General features: G+C 37.0%; 19 protein-coding genes. 1 reads left to right on the forward strand and 18 read right to left on the reverse strand.

Going from position 1 to position 20,062, the window contains the following annotated elements; all coding sequences use genetic code 11:
• Positions 1 to 16 precede the first annotated feature (16 nt).
• From J7W16_RS02825 to J7W16_RS02900, 16 genes are all read right to left on the reverse strand, one after another.
• Entirely contained in the window at positions 17 to 931 is a 915-nt protein-coding gene (locus tag J7W16_RS02825; protein ID WP_210595667.1) for an ABC transporter permease, read from the reverse strand.
• Positions 932 to 950: 19 nt separating this feature from the next.
• Positions 951 to 1,913, reverse strand: coding sequence for an oligopeptide ABC transporter permease (gene opp4B / locus J7W16_RS02830; RefSeq protein WP_210595668.1), 963 nt, complete (start codon positions 1,911 to 1,913; stop codon positions 951 to 953).
• Between the two features lie 2 nt (positions 1,914 to 1,915).
• Positions 1,916 to 2,854 carry an ABC transporter ATP-binding protein gene (locus J7W16_RS02835; protein ID WP_246879803.1) on the reverse strand — a complete coding sequence of 313 codons (939 nt, stop codon included), beginning with the start codon at positions 2,852 to 2,854 and terminating at the stop codon, positions 1,916 to 1,918.
• On the reverse strand, positions 2,854 to 3,858 hold the full coding sequence (locus J7W16_RS02840) for an ABC transporter ATP-binding protein (RefSeq protein WP_210595669.1): 1,005 nt from the start codon (positions 3,856 to 3,858) through the stop codon (positions 2,854 to 2,856). Before J7W16_RS02840 ends, J7W16_RS02835 begins: the two co-directional genes overlap by 1 nt.
• 626 nt (positions 3,859 to 4,484) lie before the next feature.
• A complete protein-coding gene (gene pcp / locus J7W16_RS02845; RefSeq protein WP_210595670.1) occupies positions 4,485 to 5,084 on the reverse strand; it encodes a pyroglutamyl-peptidase I in 600 nt (199 codons plus the stop codon).
• Positions 5,085 to 5,153: 69 nt separating this feature from the next.
• Entirely contained in the window at positions 5,154 to 6,041 is an 888-nt protein-coding gene (gene opp4C / locus J7W16_RS02850; RefSeq protein ID WP_210595671.1) for an oligopeptide ABC transporter permease, read from the reverse strand.
• An 11-nt stretch (positions 6,042 to 6,052) separates the two neighbouring features.
• On the reverse strand, positions 6,053 to 7,018 hold the full coding sequence (locus tag J7W16_RS02855; RefSeq protein WP_210595672.1) for an ABC transporter permease: 966 nt from the start codon (positions 7,016 to 7,018) through the stop codon (positions 6,053 to 6,055).
• A 78-nt stretch (positions 7,019 to 7,096) separates the two neighbouring features.
• Complete coding sequence (locus J7W16_RS02860) at positions 7,097 to 8,875, reverse strand: peptide-binding protein (protein WP_210595673.1); 1,779 nt, start codon at positions 8,873 to 8,875, stop codon at positions 7,097 to 7,099.
• A gap of 92 nt (positions 8,876 to 8,967) precedes the next feature.
• Positions 8,968 to 9,978 (reverse strand): ABC transporter ATP-binding protein, encoded by a 1,011-nt coding sequence (locus tag J7W16_RS02865; protein WP_210595674.1) that lies wholly within the window; start codon positions 9,976 to 9,978, stop codon positions 8,968 to 8,970.
• A complete protein-coding gene (locus J7W16_RS02870) occupies positions 9,975 to 10,976 on the reverse strand; it encodes an ABC transporter ATP-binding protein (protein WP_210595675.1) in 1,002 nt (333 codons plus the stop codon). Before J7W16_RS02870 ends, J7W16_RS02865 begins: the two co-directional genes overlap by 4 nt.
• Before the next feature lie 35 nt (positions 10,977 to 11,011).
• Positions 11,012 to 11,470 (reverse strand): Lrp/AsnC family transcriptional regulator, encoded by a 459-nt coding sequence (locus J7W16_RS02875; protein WP_210595676.1) that lies wholly within the window; start codon positions 11,468 to 11,470, stop codon positions 11,012 to 11,014.
• 710 nt (positions 11,471 to 12,180) lie between these two features.
• Positions 12,181 to 13,269 carry a glycosyltransferase family 4 protein gene (locus tag J7W16_RS02880; protein ID WP_246879804.1) on the reverse strand — a complete coding sequence of 363 codons (1,089 nt, stop codon included), beginning with the start codon at positions 13,267 to 13,269 and terminating at the stop codon, positions 12,181 to 12,183.
• Positions 13,270 to 13,479: 210 nt separating this feature from the next.
• Positions 13,480 to 14,244: a glycosyltransferase family 2 protein gene (locus J7W16_RS02885; protein ID WP_210595677.1), complete on the reverse strand. Its 765-nt coding sequence runs from the start codon at positions 14,242 to 14,244 to the stop codon at positions 13,480 to 13,482.
• The gene (locus J7W16_RS02890; protein WP_210595678.1) at positions 14,231 to 14,764 is read right to left on the reverse strand and encodes a hypothetical protein; all 534 of its coding nucleotides are present in this window, start codon (positions 14,762 to 14,764) and stop codon (positions 14,231 to 14,233) included. The genes J7W16_RS02885 and J7W16_RS02890 overlap by 14 nt, the downstream gene beginning before the upstream one ends.
• A gap of 155 nt (positions 14,765 to 14,919) precedes the next feature.
• On the reverse strand, positions 14,920 to 15,792 hold the full coding sequence (gene galU, locus J7W16_RS02895; RefSeq protein ID WP_210595679.1) for a UTP--glucose-1-phosphate uridylyltransferase GalU: 873 nt from the start codon (positions 15,790 to 15,792) through the stop codon (positions 14,920 to 14,922).
• A 12-nt stretch (positions 15,793 to 15,804) separates the two neighbouring features.
• Entirely contained in the window at positions 15,805 to 17,175 is a 1,371-nt protein-coding gene (locus J7W16_RS02900; RefSeq protein WP_210595680.1) for an O-antigen ligase family protein, read from the reverse strand.
• A gap of 156 nt (positions 17,176 to 17,331) precedes the next feature.
• Between J7W16_RS02900 and J7W16_RS02905 the strand changes: the two genes are divergently transcribed.
• Positions 17,332 to 17,697, forward strand: a complete 366-nt coding sequence (locus tag J7W16_RS02905; RefSeq protein WP_210595681.1) for a hypothetical protein — start codon at positions 17,332 to 17,334, stop codon at positions 17,695 to 17,697.
• A gap of 51 nt (positions 17,698 to 17,748) precedes the next feature.
• Here the strand turns inward: J7W16_RS02905 and J7W16_RS02910 are convergent, their stop codons facing one another.
• Both J7W16_RS02910 and J7W16_RS02915 read right to left on the reverse strand, forming a co-directional pair.
• Positions 17,749 to 18,540: a glycosyltransferase family 2 protein gene (locus J7W16_RS02910; protein WP_210595682.1), complete on the reverse strand. Its 792-nt coding sequence runs from the start codon at positions 18,538 to 18,540 to the stop codon at positions 17,749 to 17,751.
• Between the two features lie 85 nt (positions 18,541 to 18,625).
• On the reverse strand, positions 18,626 to 20,053 hold the full coding sequence (locus J7W16_RS02915) for an oligosaccharide flippase family protein (RefSeq protein ID WP_210595683.1): 1,428 nt from the start codon (positions 20,051 to 20,053) through the stop codon (positions 18,626 to 18,628).
• Between the last annotated feature and the right edge of the window lie 9 nt (positions 20,054 to 20,062).

The following is a 20,062-nucleotide window of genomic DNA, read 5'->3' on the forward strand; positions in this document are numbered from 1 at the left end:
GTTGACCTCCCTATTTTTATCCTCTTCTTTGTCTTGCGTCTGTCGCACGCTTAAGCGCTTGACCGACATTATTTATACTTAACATCAACACTAAAATTAGAATTGATGCAGGTACCCAAATCCACCATCTGAACTCCAATGTTTGCGGATTAGTTGCATAACTAACTAATGTCCCCAAACTTGGTGTACTTTCAGGAAATCCAAACCCTAAAAAGGAAAGGCCGGACTCTAAACCAATATTAGCTGCCAAATTTAACGTCATTGTTACAATAATGATCGAGCTTAAATTTGGCAGGACTTGCGTGAAAATAATCTTCGCATGTGAAGAACCAAGTGTGCGAGATGCATGCACATATTCAAGTTCCTTCTCCTGTAAGGCCTTCGATCGAATAAGCCTTGCGATTCCCATCCAGAGAAAGGCTGTCATAATCATCGCAAATGAGAAAATTCCATATTTCGGTACGATTGCAACGAATACGATAACGATCATTAAGAATGGTAAGATCATGAAAAAGTCTACAATTCTCATAAAGATATTATCAATAGTCCCACCAAAGTATCCTGAAATTACCCCAATTCCAATTCCAATAATCCCACTAAATAGTGTAACTAAAATACCAATACTTAATGAGTTACGAGTACCAATAATTAGTTGTCCAAAAATATCACGACCACCATAATCAGTCCCAAGCCAAAATTCACTGGATGGTGCTTCATGGATTGAAAATAGGTCAACCGAGACAATCTCAGCTTGATCTAGTAGGATCGAGACTCCATATACAAAAAGAACAATTAACGTTAAGAAGATTAATGATACAAAAGCTACCTTATCTCTAACAATTTCACGCATGACTATTTTCCAGCCAGATGGACTTTTTTGAAGATCTTCTGACTTTGATACTGTTGCCGTATTTGTGTTGTTTGTACTCATCTCATCACCACCTCAATGTCTATTTAATCCGAATCCGTGGATCAACAAGACTCAAAATTATATCTGATAATAATGCACCTAAAATTGAGGCAATACCGAATAATAGTGCCAATGCAGTTACGACACTAAAGTCACGTAGTGTAATCGATGATAAGAAAAGCTGCCCCATACCTGGATAACCGAAAATATTTTCAATGAAAATCGCTCCACCAATTAAACCAGTAATTTCATAACCGAAAAACGCGGCAATTGGTAATAGTGAGTTTCTGAAAATATGCTTGTTGTAGACACGTGATTCAGGTGCCCCTTTTGCTCTAGCAGTTAAAATAAATTCTTTTTGCTTCGTATCAATAATTTCACTTCTTAAATATTGAACCGTCGATACCGTCGTAATCAATGCCATCGACAATGCCGGCAATAATAAGTGATTTAATTTACTCATAAAGTACTCAAACGTTCCTGGTGTTAACCCAGGGGTCACACTACCTCCAGTTGGGAACCAGCCCAACTTGAAACCAAATATCCAAAGCATAACTAATGCAAAGATAAATAACGGTGCCGCAAACCCTACATACGTATAACCAGTAATTAAACGGTCTCCCCATGTATCGTTAAAGCGACCACTTGTGATCCCTAATGGAATCGCAATAAGGTACGTTAGTATTAATGTTACTAGTGATAACCAGAATGTGTTGATCAGTCTTTCCCAGACTAATTCAGACACGTCCATCTTGTAGCGGAACGATTGACCAAAATCAAATTGAACCGCTCCTTTGACCCAATCCCAGTATTGAACATGCCATGGATCATTTAAACCGAGTGCTTCACGTCTCTCTTCCATAATTGCTGGATCAATACTTGGATCAATAAGTCCAGTTAATGCATCCCCTGGCATCATTTTCGCCATGATGAAAATCAACACGCTTAGTAAAATGACTTGAGGAATTAATATTAAAATTCTTCGTAAAGTAAATTTCCACATAATTATTCACCCTTCCCAGGCAAAGCTACTTGGTGTGTCTTGGAAACGGGTTGCAGGGGATAAGCTAAACCTTCTTCATCAAAATATCTATCGTAGGCTTCCTTATACTCCGCCTTCACCTGTTCACGGAATGCAAATTGCTCACTCCGTTTATTTGGATCAATATCGGGTATAGCTGAAATAAGACGTTTTGTGTAAATATGCTGTGGATCATTAAAAATATCGTCGGTTGTCCCTTGTTCAACATAACGGCCTTTATACATAATCCCAATATGATCACACATGTGCTTGATAATTCCTAAATCATGACTGATGAATAAATAGGTAAGATTTAATTCCTTTTGAATATCCTGCATGAAGTTCAAGACTTGAGCCTGAACAGATACATCGAGTGCAGAAACCGGCTCATCGGCAATAATTAATTTCGGCTTCAACGCAATCGCACGGGCAATCCCAATCCGTTGTCTTTGCCCACCTGAAAATTCATGTGGATATTTGAGAATGCTCTCAGGACTTAAGCCTACCTTTTCCATTAACTCTTGTACTTTTCTTCGTTCCTCATCACGTCCAAGGTTCTCAAAATTACGTAACGGTTCAGCAACAATATCTGCGACACGTTTTTTTGGATTAAGTGAAGAATACGGATCTTGGAAAATCATTTGAATGTCACGGCGGTAGTCAATTCCGTTTGACTTCTTCATTCCGGTAATATCTTGACCTTCAAACAAAACTTGACCAGAAGTAATTTTATTTAAACCAATAACCGCTCGACCTGTCGTCGTTTTTCCTGAACCTGATTCACCAACAAGACCGTACGTTTGTCCTTGTTCAATTGAGAAGCTTACACCATCAACTGCTTTAATATGGCCAACAACTCGCGGAATCAGCCCTCCCTTAATCGGGAAATGGACTTTTAAATCTTTTACGTCAAGAAATGACATTATACATTCCCTCCTTGATGCTCAGGGAAATGAAAGTCCTTGTAACAAGTACAACGAACAAAATGCCCTGGTTCTACTTCAAGTAATTCTGGATGATCGGCATGTGCCGCTTCACTAATCCATGGAATACGAGCTTTAAATCGGCAGCCCGTTCTCGGAAGATTTTGTAGTGATGGAACAATCCCTTCAATCACGTGGAGCTTTCCACCTTTTTGATCTGCAGAAGGAACCGAATTAAGCAATGATCTAGTGTAAGGATGCTTTGGAGCCTTAAATAAACTATTAACGTCTGTAACCTCGACAATTTGTCCAGCATACATAACTGCCACACGATCTGCCATTTCAGCTACAACACCTAAATCATGGGTGATCAAAATAATACCTGTGTTCATTTTTTCCTTAAGTTCTCTTAATAAATCAAGAATTTGCGATTGGATCGTTACATCTAATGCAGTCGTCGGCTCGTCTGCTATTAAGAAGGTAGGTTCATTGGCAATTGCGATCGCAATAACGACACGTTGACGCATACCACCAGACAATTCATGAGGGTACTGACCAGCTGTATAATCTGGACGTGGAATTCCTACTAGATTGAGTAATTCAATGACACGCTTTTTCCGCTCGTCTGCTGTTTTCTTTGTGTGTAGGAGCAAGGTTTCAGAGATTTGTTCGCCAACCGTCATTAACGGATTAAGGGCTGTCAAAGGGTCCTGAAAAATCATTCCAAGCTCATCACCACGTAACTTATTCAGTTGCTTCGGTGGTAGATTCGCTATATTTTCACCTTTATAATTTATTTGTCCTTCAATCTTCGTACGCTCTTTGTTATGCAAACCCATAATTGAGAACGCTAACGCACTTTTCCCTGATCCTGATTCACCAACGATTGCGAGAATTTCATTTGGATTAACAGAAAGAGTTACATCATCAACTGCAGCATAGTAATCGTCTTTTATCCTAAATGATGTTTTAAGATTCTCAATATTTAATAATGGATTGTTCAAAGTTATCACCCTGACTATAAATATTAATTTTATATAACTATTAGCTTCCCTTAAATTTAGATCTACGAAGGACTCACCGCACTATAGTTTACCATCAAATAGTCTGACCAAATGAAAGGGTTTTATCAATTTTTCTCACCAAATAGTTCAGATGTTTCTTGCCGACAAACGAACCCTAGTTTAAAACATGTGATTATTCAGTCTATTTACCATGAACTAGTTTCATAGAAGCTCCTTCGACCCAATCCGACACTTACAAAGTAAGCTGTTTCGACTTAATAATACATAATAATCTTATAAAATGTTAAAATATCATTTAAATATTCTAAAAATTTTATAAAATTTCACTATATTATTATATGATTTTCTATAATTGATTGCAATACGTATTCAAAATAAATAAGCTAATAGTTTGTGAGAATTTATAACATCGTAAGAATTAATAGGAATTTAACGTTTTATTTGCAACGATCTTTATTAAAATCGTAGTATTTATCTTCAAACTCTTATTTTACAATTTTTTCAAAACTTTTCAAGAATAGTATATACAGAAAACATTATCAGTTTTTTCGGAAAAATCAAAAAAGAAACCCTTGACTAAGCAAAGGGTTTCTTTTTTCGACATTTCACTTAAGACATTTTATAATCACTTTTATCGCTCGAATCAGTTCACTATGTGACATACTTGGCAATTTCGGATTCGTAACAGCAAGCTCATGGCTCGCCGGAATGTGGACAAAGCCGACAGGACAAACCTTTCCTCTTTCCGCTAAGTAATCTAGCAACGTATACATGACTTGATTACATAAATACGTTCCTGCTGTATTTGATATTTGAGCAGGAATACTTGCTTGATTAAGCTCATTTACCATTTTTCTAATTGGAAGTGTGGAAAAATAAGCTGCAGGGCCTCCTTCTCTAATAGGAGCGTCTTCTAGAGTGACCCCTTCATTATCAACATCACCATCACTACAGTTAATTGCAACTCGCTCTGGTGTGATTCGATTTCTCCCCGCTGCCAACCCGAGCATAATGACCGCATCTGGTTTGACCTCTTCATATAATTCGATTAATCGTACGCTGGATTTCGAAAAAGCAACTGGCATTGTTGCACCAATCACTTCTATCCCGTCAACAAACTCTCCATTTAATTCATTTACAATTCGTTCTGTTGGGTTAATCGAATGACCCAAGAACGGTTCAAAACCGGTTACTAATATACGCATATCTAATTTTTCCTCCCATATATAGAAAAACAAGAGGTAGAACTGTAGATTCTACCTCTTACTCTTATTTTATTTCTTCGTATCAAAGGCATCTCGCAACCCATCACCGATAAAGTTAATCGCCAGTACCGTGAACAAAATAGCTAGGCCTGGTGGTAACCACGCTTCAGGGAATTGCGTTAACACTCGTAAGCTCCGTGCTTCTGTAATCATGTTTCCCCAGGTTGGAGTTGGTTGCGGAACTCCGAATCCAATAAAGCTTAAACCTGATTCAACAATAATCATCGTTGCCATCATTAAGGTCGCATTAACAATAATGGGTCCAACCGCATTCGGCAAAAAGTGTTTTGTAATAATACGGAAGTCAGAACAGCCGATCGATCGAGCACCTAGTATATACTCTTTTTCACGTAAGGACAAGAAAGTCCCTCGTAAAATCCGAGTAATATTCGGCCAGGTCGTTAAGGCAATAATGGTCACAAACAATGGAACCGTTACTTTTTCCGCAATCGCCATAATTGTCAAAACAATTAACAGGAACGGGAAGATTAACATTAAATCGGCCGCACGCATGATCAAACTATCAACTTTCCCTCCATAATATCCCGATACAGATCCTAAGAATACTCCAATAACTAATGTAAATAGCATCGCAGATACACCAATTGTTAATGAGATTCTAGATCCGTAAACGAGACGAGAGAAATTATCTCGACCAGAGCTATCTGTTCCTAAATAATTCTCAGCACTTGGTTTTGCCATTGTATTTAATAGATCTGACTTAACTGGATCATGCGTTGCAATAACTGGCGCAAAAGCAGCGATTAGGACGAAAATAACTAAAATTATAATTCCTAAAATCGCTAGTTTATTACGAAAGAAGCGCCGCATAGCTAGCTGAAATGGACTGACACTTTTCACAACTTTTCCTGGTTGTTGTACTGCTGTTTCACTCATCGCGCTTCACCTCAATCGTAACGTATTCTAGGATCGACTATCGCATATCCAATATCAGCAAGTAAATTCCCGATAAGAATTGACACTGCTAAAATTAGATTAATTGCCATAATCACTGGGTAATCTCTGTTCGAAATTGAATCTAGGAACAATGTACCAAGACCTGGATAATTAAATACTGCTTCTGTAATAACTGCACCACTTAAAAGAGTACCAAATTCAAATCCTAGTAATGTAATAATCGGAATTAATGCATTACGTAATGTATGCTTGTATAATACCGGACGCGGGCCAAGACCCTTTGCACGTGCTGTACGAATAAAATCGCTTCCCATAATTTCTAACATTTCCGTTCTCATATAACGCATATAAACGGCCGTACTTGATAGTCCGAGGGTCAGACCAGGAAGAATCAAGTGACGAATTTTATCAACGAAATACTCAAAACCTGTTAGCCCAACAGTTGAAACTGTCCCTTGGGAAGGAAACCATCCAAGCTGAAAGGAGAACACGTAAATTCCAATTAACGCCGCAAAGAAGTTTGGAGTTGCAAGACCGAGAAAAGCAAAAGTAGTTGCACTATAGTCAAGTACAGAATATGGTTTTCTTGCAGAATAGATTCCAATTGGGATAGCAACAAGAATCGTAACAGCCAGTGAAAAGATGGCTAAATGTAGTGTGTTCATAATACGTGTGCTAATCAGTTCAGTAACTGAACGGCCCGTAAATTGCATGGATTGACCAAAGTCACCTACTGCAACAGAAGATAGCCAATTCCAATATTGAACATAAATCGGGTCATTTAATCCCAATGCTTCTCTTCGCTCTTCCAACACCTCATGTGGAATATTTGGATCAAGCATTTCACCAGATAATGGGTCTCCAGGTGCTGCGTACGCTAGTAAAAATATAACAACCGTTACGACAAAAAGCATAGGAATGAATTGTAAGACCCTTCGTGTGATGTACTTATACATGATTGTCCTCCCCTACTCAGTAAAAGGGGGTGCATAGCAGGTCTAGACCATGCACCCATGACTTCTACTTTTTATTAATTATTGTTCAACCCACCATAAGTGAGCATCGTCATTTACCATACGTGGCTTAACTGTCCAACCGTGGAACTTCGTGTTAAATGCAACGTTAACGTTAGCACTGTATAACGGAAGCTCTGGAAGTTGCTCAGAGAAATAGTTAGCCCACTCATTATAAATCTCTTGACGGTATTCTAACTCAAACGCTTCTGGAGTTTTAAGAGCTGCATCTAACAACTCATCACTCTTCGCATCATCCCAACGTAAGTAGTTGTATGGTGCAGTCGAACGGTGGATACCAGATGGATCTGGATCACCAGTTGAAAGTCCCCAACCAGCTAAATACATATCCCAGTCAGTGTTATTTTTCTCAACTAACTCAAAGTGAGCTGCAGCTTCACGCGGGCTACGCATGTTCACTTCAATACCAACTTCAGCTAAGTTTTCAACAATGATTGGTGCAGTACGTTCACGTGTTTGGTTACCAGATGGATAGTCTAAGTTAAGAACCCATTTGTTCCCACTTGGATCTTCACGGAAGCCATCTCCGTCAGTATCTTTGTATCCAGCACCATCAAGTAATTCGATTGCTTTTTCTGGGCTGTAATCATATTGGTTGACTGCCTCTGGATCAAATGCCCAAGAAGCTTCTGGGAATGGTGCATTAATTACCATACCTTGACCGTCCATAAGACCATCAACAAATCCTTGACGATTGACAGCATAAGCAATCGCTTGACGAACTTCTACATCTTTAAGCTTTTCATTTACTACCCAACCAGATTTGTCAGTCCAATCTTCTTGCTCACCTTCAGAGTGGTGAAGCTTAAATCCAATATATTGGTAACCGAAATCTTGGTCTTGAACTAATTCAACATTTTCTAATGCATCGACATCAGCAGCATCTGTAGATGGAACCCCACCAGGAAGACCAACCATGTCGATTTCTTCATTTTGAAGTAAACCAGTCATAATCGCGTTATCAACAACACGCCATACTACGCTATCAAGGTACGGAGCACCCTTCCAGTAATCAGCATGTGCAGAAAGAACATATTGCTCGCCTTCTTGCATATCAGTTAATTGGAATGGACCTGTACCGATGACTGAACCAGCGTCACGAGATGCAGCATGTGCAGGCATATCAGCTACTGGAACATCAGCAAAAACGTGCTGAGGAATAATTGGGAAACTAGTGTATTGTAATGCAGTAATACTTGGCTCTTTGAAATAGAATGTTACAGAATAGTCACCATCAGCTTTAACACCTTCAAATGTGTCAGCTTCACCAGCAACATACTCTTCATAACCAACTAATTGGTTAACATAATCTACACGCACACCACCAGCAGCTGTATAAGCTGGATCAGCAATTGCAGTATAAGTGAATACTACGTCTTCAGCAGTAAATTCTTCACCATCATGCCATTTAACGCCTTCTTCTAATGTATAAGTTAACTCAGTGAAATCATCATTAAATTTCCAATCTGAAGCAAGTTCAGGAATGAATTCAAGGTTCTCATCAAGCCCAACTAACGCTTCATGTGTGAAATCTAAAATATTTGCTTCATATGAATCCGCATAGAAGATCGGATTGAATTGATGCCCAGGTGCTGAGAACATCGCAGCTGTAACTGTTCCACCCTTTTGCGGTTCACCAGTTGCTGCTTCCCCGCCTTCTTCACCTTCTGTTTCTGTCTCTGTTTCTGCTGGATCTTCTGTTTCGCCACCACAAGCAGCTAATAATAAACCAAATGACAATAGTGCAATTAACATGAATAAAAGACTCTTCTTTTTCATCATATCCCCCTTAACTTTTTGAACATAGATTTTTTACCATACACCATTCGTGCAACCTACTTGAGTGCCTACTTACTGAAGAACCACCTCCTTTAATGAATGATTTCTTTTTTCGTTCCATCTTCATTTGTATATAAATGACATGCAACAAAATGCTCATTACCCATATCTGTTAGTTCAGGACGCTCAATTGCACATCTTTCATGTGCTTTCGGACAGCGCGTTCGGAAAGAACAGCCAGACGGAGGATTAGAAGGACTTGGTAAGTCACCCTCTAATCTTATTTTTTCGCGCTTCTTCGTTACATCTGTTGATGGAATCGCAGAAATTAATGCTTGTGTATACGGATGAAGCGGTTCACTATAGAGTGCATCCTTAGGAGCAATTTCAGCAATTCTACCTAAGTACATAACAGCGACCCGGTCACTAATATGCTTCACAACACTTAAATCATGAGCGATGAACAAATATGTTAACTTGTATTCATCTTGTAAATCAGCCATCAAGTTTAGAACTTGTGATTGAACCGACACATCCAAAGCAGATACAGGCTCATCACCGATGATAAAGTCAGGTCTTGTCGACAGAGCTCTTGCAATACCGATCCGCTGACGTTGACCACCGGAAAACTCATGCGGGTATTTCATGCGTGCTTGTTCATTCAAGCCAACCTTCCCTAAAAGCTCAATCACTTTCGCTTTTCGCTCAGCAGATTTCATTGTATTTTGAACAATCATTGGTTCTTCAATTAGTTCACCAACAGTCATTCTTGGATTCAATGACGCATATGGATCCTGGAACACCATTTGCATCTGCTTGCGAAGCGGTCTCAACTTACGATTCGGCAACTTCGTAATATTCTGACCATTAAACGTGATTTGTCCCTCTGTTGGATCAAGTAAACGGATCAGCAGGCGACCCATTGTCGATTTCCCTGAACCAGATTCACCAACAATTCCAAGTGTTTCACCTTTATAAATATCAAAGCTGATATCATCCACTGCCTTGACATGCCCAACTGTACGTTGGATTAACCCACCTTTAACAGGGAAGTATTTCTTCAAATTCCTAACTTCAACTAATGTTTCTCTTGTGTTTGTCATCTCGCTACTTTCTCCCCTTCCTCCGCAAACAGAACACATCGAACTTGATGTCCTTCATCTACGTTGAAAAGCTCTGGAACATCCTTCGTACAGATGTCCATTGCATGCTTACATCTTGGTGCAAAGCGACAGCCTTGCGGAAAGTCATGGGCAGGAGGAACCATCCCCGGGATTGAACCTAATCGTTCACCAGTACTTTCTAGATTCGGCATACTTTCGAGTAGCCCAACCGTATACGGATGCTTCGGTTCAGTGAACAAATTATAGACACTCGCCTCTTCAACAATCTGACCACCATACATAACAACGACGCGATCAGCGACTTCAGCGACAACACCAAGGTCATGTGTAATTAATAGAATAGAAGAACCATACTTCTTCTTAACATCTATCATTAAATCTAGAATCTGCTGCTGGATCGTCACATCTAATGCTGTCGTAGGTTCATCAGCAATTAACAATTTAGGATTACAGGACATCGCCATCGCGATCATGACACGTTGTCTCATCCCACCTGAGAGCTGATGCGGATATTCATTAACAATTTGTTCAGCTCGCGGAAAACCTACTAATTTCAATAGATTAATAGCTTCCTTTAGTGCTTCTTTCTTTTTCATCTTTTTATGCTTCATTAATGGTTCGGCGATTTGGTTCCCGATTGTAAAAACGGGATTAAGTGATGTCATTGGCTCTTGGAAGATCATCCCCATCTCATTACCACGAACATGAACCATCTCTTTCTCTGAAAGATCTAGTAAATTCTTTCCTGATAAAGAGATGCTACCATCAATAATTTCGCCTGGTGGTGAAGGAATTAGCTGCATGATTGATAATGAAGTGATACTCTTCCCACTACCAGATTCACCAACAAGAGCCAACGTTTCACCCTCATCGATATGAAAGCTAACCCCGTCGACAGCTTTTGCCACTTTATCATCACCAAGGTTAAAATAAGTTTTTAAATTTTCTACTTTTAACACGGGCTGTTTCGTTTCCATGTTTACACACCTCATCTATAAAGACTTACAAGCTGCTAGTCTTTTTTTACTATATAAGAGAAAGAATCTTTATACTGCTTTAATTCAATATTCACATCAACTGATAGAATTCCATCCATTGTTGCAAGTTCTTTATTTACAAAGTGGACAAGATCATCATTGTTTTTAAAATAAGCTTGGATAAGCAAATCATATCGACCTGAGAAAGCACCGACAAATCGTACTTCCTGGAAAGTATTTAACCAATTTGCGATCGTTTCTTGCTGTCCTAGTTTAGTAGATATCCCAATGATCACTTGAACATTTAATCCGATCATATTTGGATCCATATGAATAATGAATTCAAATACTCCATCCTTTAACATCTTGTTAATACGTGTTCTAACAGTTCCCTCACTTACATTAAGCATTTTGGCTATTTCTGTATAAGATCGTTTCCCGTTCTCTTGCAAGTAACCTAGAATAGCTACATCTACTTCATCTAACTTCCCCATAAATCTCACTCTTTTCACTTACGCATTTCAAAGAACAAATGCTTAGATATTACGAAAATGAAATTATCGTTAATTTTTTTTGCGGATTTCGTAAATTGGACTAACGTTATTATAAGTCATTATTTTTTTTTATGCAATATTCAATATTATTAAAATAATAAATATCTTGTGAGAAATTATAACATAACTCATATTTTTTTGATTATCGTTAGAAAATCAACTTATACACGCTATTTTTTTCGAAATTATCAGATATAATTACGATAAGTTACGAATACAATACTACGTTGATCTATCAAATATTTTCGTACATTTTTTAAATATAATTTATACAATAAAAATCACTTGTGACTCTATACATTCTATTCATATTTCCTTAATTTTCAAAGTATAGGACTTGTAGGGTATATGACGTAAGATTAAAACAACAAACCCATTCAATGTATGAACATTCACTAATATGTATAATTTTATTTCGACTTTCGTAATAAGTCAGAAAATTCATTGTGTTATAATTTTACAACTGAATTTTCTTCTTTACTATTTACTTAGAAGTTCTGACTTTTATGAACACGAATTACAGTATGACTTTCCCATCTCAGCTCGGGTAATTTTTTGGCTATAAATGAATGATTCCGTATTGGATCGTTACGGGAATCACTTATTAATAACAAAAAAAATGTTTGAGGCATCACCTCAAACATTTCATATTAATTACTATGCTTTCTAACTGGTCGCTTCAGCACAAACCGTCTAAACATATTTATTAGTGGCTTTCTTCGGTTCCCAATGAGTCCAATCAATTCTGCTGACAACTCGATAAGAAGAAGTAAGACGGCGATAATGATAACTGATCCCCAAAGTGCAGCGTTGGAGAAAACGATAGCAGATACTCCAAAGAATATATTGACAACATATATTATTAAAACCGTCTTGCGGTGACTGAATCCCATCTCTAATAAGCAGTGATGTAAGTGTGACTTATCTGGTTCAGAGATCTTTTTCTTATTCAAGATTCTTCTTACAATCGCAAAGATTGTATCGAAAATCGGAATTGCCAGGATTATAATTGGTATAACTAAGCTAAATACAGTAACACTTTTGAATAATCCCATAACAGATATAACGGCAATTGCGTATCCTAAAAAGAGAGCTCCTGTATCGCCCATAAAGATCTTTGCAGGATTGAAGTTAAACGGTAGAAATCCAAGAATACTTCCAATTAAAATAATGGCAATTGGAACAACTAGGTATTGCCCATCAAGTATAGCCATCGCTAGGATTGAAGCTAGAGCAATTGTTGATACACCAGCTGCTAACCCGTCCAATCCATCAATTAAATTAATGGCATTAGTTATGGCAACAATCCATAGTACAGTTAAAATTGCACTTAGCACAAATCCTAATTGAATCTGGACATCAAAAGGTAAATTGATTAATTCTATTCTAAGACCAGACATGACAACAATACCCGCTGCCAATAACTGGCCGATTAGCTTATATTTTGCAGAAAGTGTATACAAATCATCCAATAAACCAACAATAACAATAATTCCTGCTCCTACAATAATAGAAGTAATATATGGTGATTCAACTGGGACAATTAGGAATCCAGCGATTGTCCCTATAATAATAGCAATCCCACCCATTCTAGGCATTACTTGCTTATGAACTTTCCGATAATCAGGTTGATCAACTGCGCCTATTGCTTTTGCAAACTTAATCACAAGTGGTGTCGAAAGAAGCGATACTGTAAAAGCAACAAAAAAGGCAAGAATATATAACTCCAACTGACTCAAACTTACACCTACTTTCAATTTAAAAACGTAAACCACTTAATACATAGTAATCTTATCTTTCAGGGATTTCAACAGAAATTTTGTCCGGGCTGAATAATTACAAACTTTTTCATTAAGTTACAAATGATATTAGTTGTATGGGACTATATTTTTAATGTCCCAAATAAAGAACTAATCATTCCACATTCACCAAAATCCCAATTAAAGGTACTAAATATGCTTACGTGCTGAGCTCATTGCATAGGAGAGAAAACATCGTACTGTCTTAATTAACGAAAGTTTCTCGATTTTTCTGTATACGTACCAATTTTGCTTAGCTGCCTTCAACTTATTAGAAGAAATGGAGTTGGCACCTTTTCGATAAAGCGCTAAATTTTCTTGAAGGCCATATGCTTTGTAGCCACGTTTCAAAATTGACAACCATAATACGAAGTCTTGTCTTGTCCGCATATTAACCATCTTAATGTCTTTGACCTTTTCCCTATTAATCATTACTGTTAAACATCCAATAATTGTATTCCTTAACAATCCTTCATAGTCAATAACCTCAGGGATATGAATTACTTTTCCTGTCCTTACACCGTCTACAGTCATATTTTCGTATTCCGTAAAAGAGAAATCGATATGATTTGTTTCCATAAAATGAATCTGCTTAGTTAATTTAGCTGGAAGCCATTGATCATCACTATCCAAAAAAGCAATGTATTTTCCATTTGAATTTTCTATCGCTGTGTTTCGAGCAATAGCAGCACCCGAATTTTCATTTAAACTGATTAATCTGATTCGATTATCCTCTGCAGCATACTTTTTGATGATTTGACTTGAACGATCTGGAGATTTGTCATCAACCATAATGAGTTCCCAATTCTCATACGTTTGAGCTTGAACAGATTCAATCATTCCCTCAATATATAATTCAGCCTTGTACACAGGGGTAATAATGGAAACTAGAGGATTCTCGTTAGTTTTGTCCATCTTGATACTCCTCCTTAAACTCAATACTCGAGATCTTCCACTGGGATGCCTCTCTAATTACGATCACATTTACTCGTAGCTTGTTATCTCTGTCGTACCATGAAACCATTGCTTCTGTATCTTGTTCAAGCAGTGTATATATAGGACGATTTAAATCTGAAGATAGTGACACGTATCGGTTAATAAATTGATCGTATTCTTCATCTCCTTCTGTTTGTTCAAGAATTTTATGGTTTACAAACTCACTTAAAAAAGGGTCACTGAAATAGCGACTTAAATATTCTTCATAGTCTTCTCTTGTCTTAAGAGATGACTCTTCATTCTCTTCTTTTTCAAGCTTATATAATTTGAACTTAGCGACTTCCATATAAGTCATAATTTCTTGTTTTTGGTTTGGACTTAATTCGGGTATATCGTGCTCATCTTGATATTTAATACTTTCAGTTTGGTCCATAAAAAAGAAACCTGTTAAAAAAAAGACTAGTAATACCATCCAAAATATCCTTTTTACAATTTTCATATTAAACCCTCTCTCCTCTAAACCCAATCATAAACATGAGGATGTGCAAAGGAACTAAATTCCAAAAACACATCCTCTTACTTCTAGAAATATTGTTCACTTATCCGTTCATTGTTGCCTTTGAGTAATGACATATACTCAATCAACCTTGTTTATTATTGAAGTTCCTTCATTTTTTCTATCAAATACTCTTTAACAGAATCCTTTAGATCGTCACGCATAAGAGCAAAGTCAACTGTTGCTTGGACAAAGCCAAGCTTATTTCCGATGTCATATCGCTTTCCTTTAAATGCATATGCATACATATCCTGAGAAAAGGTTAGCTGTTGCAGGGCATCCGTTAGTTGGATCTCGTTCCCTGCACCTGGCGTTTGATTACTAAGGATATCAAAGATTGCCGGGGTTAACACATATCTACCCATAATGGCCAAATTAGATGGAGCCTCGTCCATTGGCGGCTTTTCAACAAGACCATTAACAGTATAAATATCTCCATCCTTAGTCCCATAGTTAATCACACCATAGTTCGATAATAAACTTCTTTCGACTTCTTGTACTCCAATTACTGTAGATTGCTTTTCTTCAAATAAATTGATTAACTGCTTCAAACATGGTTCCTCAGAAACAACAATGTCATCTCCAAGCATAACAGCGAACGGATCGTCTCCGACAAATTTACGTGCACACCAGATGGCATGTCCTAGTCCCTTAGGTTCTTTTTGACGAATATAATGGATATCTGCCATGTCGGAAATGGCCTTCACTTCCGCAAGCTGCTCAATCTTGCCCTTTGCCAGTAATGTTTCCTCGAGCTCAAGTGAACGGTCAAAGTGGTCTTCAATTGCCCTCTTTCCACGTCCAGATACGATCAGGATATCTTCAATGCCAGAAGCGACTGCTTCTTCAATAATATATTGGATTGTTGGTCTATCTACAATTGGCAACATTTCTTTAGGCTGTGCCTTCGTTGCAGGTAAAAATCTTGTTCCTAAACCGGCTGCTGGAATGATAGCTTTTTTCACCTTCATAACAAACACTCCTTATTTAATTGATGTCTTTACTGAACGACGTTTGGCTAGTTCCATTATGATAAACATAATGATTATGACTGCCCAGAAACGTGGCGACGCAAAATCAGACCGATATAATGATGTAACCGCTAAGTGAAACCATAAAATAATTGCATAAAGGTAGTAATTGTTCTCGTTCCGTTTTAGAAATAGTTTTACACCTATTGTGACAAACATTGTTGTAAAAACAATAAATCCAAATATCCCATGTTCAAACAAGATATCGATAAATACATTATTTGATGTCACTGCAACCGAACCACGATGATGAAGGAATTTAGTTAGGTTTAAGAACTCATATCCACCTGGTCCAAAGCCAAAGATGCTATTGATAATCGAATAATCAAACAGCCAGAAGAAAGGCATTACAAGCATATAAAGTCTGCTATGATGCTGAATATCAAAAATAGTTTCCACTCTTCCCAAGATTGGACTTAGGAATTGCATAACTAATCCTGTATTAAATAATCCAATAATAATAAGTGGGATTAAACCATAGCAACTGTAAATGAACACTTTCTTTTTGTTCGGCATTCTTGCAGTAATTAAAATAAGAACAATAAAGGCTATAACCATTGCAAGATTAGCATAACCACTTACTGCAAAGGAGAAGATAAGAACAAACATCCCTGGCAAGAAGAATTGAATAAAATAACGCAGCTTACTCTTAAAAAAGAAAAATGCAATTAATAATCCATCAATAAGAAATGGAACAAGATAACTTGGTTCATCCGTTAAAGACGTCAAACGGAAATTAAAGAGAACATCGCTGTTAACACTATGTACAAACGAACGTGTGTCTAGAGTAAACATTGGATATCCAATCAGGAAATGTAGGAATTGCCAAATCCCAAACAAAATAATTACAAAAATTCCATACACATAGGCTTTAGCAATCGATTCAAGCGTTTGATTTGAAAGCAAAGAGATGAATTTTAGAAAACACACAAATAATATTAGAAACAACAACATGTTAATAACTCTTGTTGGCAGTGAAGCCGTAAAATACTCAACATATTCACTAGAAAGAACCACAGTTAAATTATATGCTCCTGCTAGTATAGCGATAAGACCTGGAATATACAACGCAAGTACAAAAGCTCTTTGTTCTTTGTCTAGTGGGTTTAGTAGGGACGATTGCTTACTAACGTATTTAAAGTAGACAATCAAAAATAACAAACCAAATCCAGATAAAAAGGTAACAAGAACAGAAGTAGGAGCTGGTAACAATGTTTGATAGATCCTTGAAACAGAGAACGGTGCCAAAAACATAAAAATGGCCATTAAAACTAGTATTATTTTTTCAAGATTGCTTTGAAGAAAGTCAGTTAATTTTGCCAATTTAGATACCTCATCTTTTCATCTCTATTATGCTCAATAATCATATCACAATCATTCTATCTGGAAAACACTTGTCACGATCTCGTAAAGAAAACTTATTTCATTTTTTCAAATTAAATACTATAATTGAGTTACTAATACATTTTGGGGGATTTTATGAAGGTTCGCATTTTCTTACCTATATTGATTATAATTTGTTTTATCTTAACAGGTTGCGGGGATCAAACATTAGTTGTTCGAACTCCACTAGAAGGAGACAGTTACATACGCAATAATATACAGGAACTTAACTGGCCTATGTTCTCTACTTTAATATCAAAGAACAGCAACATTCAAGAAGATGATTTTCTCAATTTACAGCAAACATTAACCGAATTTCCTCATACTCGATACATTCTTGTAAAGGATGAATTATTTCGGTTTAATCCTAGGGGACAGATGCTCTATTATACTGATTGGATTGAAGAGGATGGCTATTATAAACTAGATTTGCTTGAGTTTCCCCGTTATGGTTCTAATTAAAAAAAAGATCTCCTTCCTTCTACAACTTAGTAGTAAGAATGGAGATCTTTTTTATTTATATGCGAAAAGTTCTTTAATCGTATCTAGATAATATTTAACAGGCTTTTCAAGATGATTTATTTTTTTTATGAAAAGCATTGTTAGAAGGACGAATCCTATAGGAAGATTAAACATTCTTCTAAACAACGGCCCTTTACTCAAAAAGGTCCTGTAATTCAACCTTGACTCGGTAGTTGGTTTTAAGTGATAGACAACAATATCCGGTTGATAGCTTATTGTGAATCCAGCCCGCCTCATGTCATTAAGAAAAATATTTTCTTCTCCACTGGGGTACTTCGCTCCTAAACCAAAATCCTCATCAAAAGCAATCTTGCCTTTATCAACAACGTTCAAATTCACGAATATTTCAATAGAAGAGATTCGAAACAAATGCCTTAATTTAACATTTAACTCACTTTTTGCTGAATAATTCTTATAATACAGATTTTGTTCAGGGTCAAAAATCTGATAACATACAAGCCCCGAGGTATTAGTGTTAAAAAAGGCGATTACTTTTTCAAAGGCATTCCTATCATACCAACAATCATCATCAGAAAAAGTCACAATAGTACCGGAGACTTCAGCCAACCCAATGTTTCTTGCGTAGGACAATCCTTTGCGGTTTAACTCAATATGCTTATATGAAAACTTATAATGTGCAAGTAACTCTGATACAGTGTCATGGTTTCCTTGTGATACAACGATAACTTCAAATTCCTGTGATGTTTGATCGGCAAGACTCGTAAACAGCCGATTAAGCTCATCTTTTCTTAAACCTAAAGTAGGTATGATAATACTAATCATTAATAATCAACCTCACCTGTACATCTCGATTCATTCTATAGCACCTTACCTTCTATAATACCCTAGCATTGAGTTTGAAGAAAGTCTAAAATCTTTCTTTTAACCTTCTTAACACTTGATCTCTTACCGAAAGTATATTTAGTAATAGACACGCTATAACGTAGACTCCTAATCCAACAACCACTTGTATAATTAGCATTTGCCAACCTGAATAACCTCGAAGTAGTGATAGAACAAAACACATGAAACCTGTAGCAATAGCTATTTTGGTTAATTCCATATAAGCAATTGGAATAGAGTGTATTTGAAAGTGAACAATGAGCCAACCTGATATTACTGCTACGAGATAGGCTGTGACTGTCGCAAACGCTGCTCCTTCAATCCCATACTGAGGAATTAACATGAAGTTTAAAACAATATTAACAATTGCAGCGATCACAACTGGTATAATTTGAAGCTTTGTTTTTCTTTGAATATGAAACATTATATCCACACAATACAGTTTAAAGCCTTTTAATAACGCACCCACTACGATGAATGGAACTAATAAAAGCCCTTGGTTTTGGAACCCTTCTCCTAATAAAACAGAAATAATATTAGGTCCTAATACAATAAAAGCCCCTGCAGCGGGCAAAGCAATAAAAAATAGTAGACTGATGTTCTTTTTAACTTGATCATAAGCCGCCTTCTCACCCTTCTCTTCCATCATTTTCATAGCAATAGGAAAAGCAGCCAAGTTAATGATCATCATTAATGTAAAAATCGATTGCTCTGTTAAATCATACGTACTTGCGTAAATACCCGTTTCTGCTTTTGAGAGCAAATGATCGATGATTAAACGATCCGAGTTATGAATGATTACTCCAAGCAACAACGTTAGTGTTAATGGCGTTCCATAGCTTGCGAATTCTTTTAACAAGGATTTGTCAAAAGCTTTTACGTTTAGTGAAAGCCCCCAAGTTTTAATTGTTGGTAAGATTAGAGCAAGCCAAAAACCAATGATTAAGCCGGCAAGTAGCCCTTGTTCACCAAAGCCTAAATAGATAAGAATCGTCCCGAATAGAAAGCCAAGTGTAGCTCGACTAAAGGCAATTACTCCATATTTCTTAGGTGCTAGCTCTGCACGTGCAAGCGATAAATTCATATTTGCCCATGATTGCGACCAAGAAAGTAATAGGATAAATCCTATACTTACAGCTGAAAATTGCTCACCATAAAAAGCAAAAATAAGTAATGAAAAAATAGCCGTTACAACCATGATAGCCATAAAAGAAAGCTTCACTGTTTCAATCACTTGAGGGGAATGCCCATATTTCGGATAAAAGCGTAATAGGCTCAATCTTAACCATTCAAACATAACTGAATTCACTACAGCGGCCATTGCAAACACTATTGCATATACCCCGTACTGCTCAGGTGTAAGCAAATTTGTATAAACAACAATACTTATAAAACCAATAATTGAAGGAATTCCGTGTGAGAAAAGATAAGCAATTGCGTGTCTTGATAACATTAATTGTTC

This window comes from Halalkalibacter suaedae, assembly GCF_017939705.1.
GTDB classification, from domain to species: Bacteria; Bacillota; Bacilli; order Bacillales; family Bacillaceae_D; genus Halalkalibacter; species Halalkalibacter suaedae.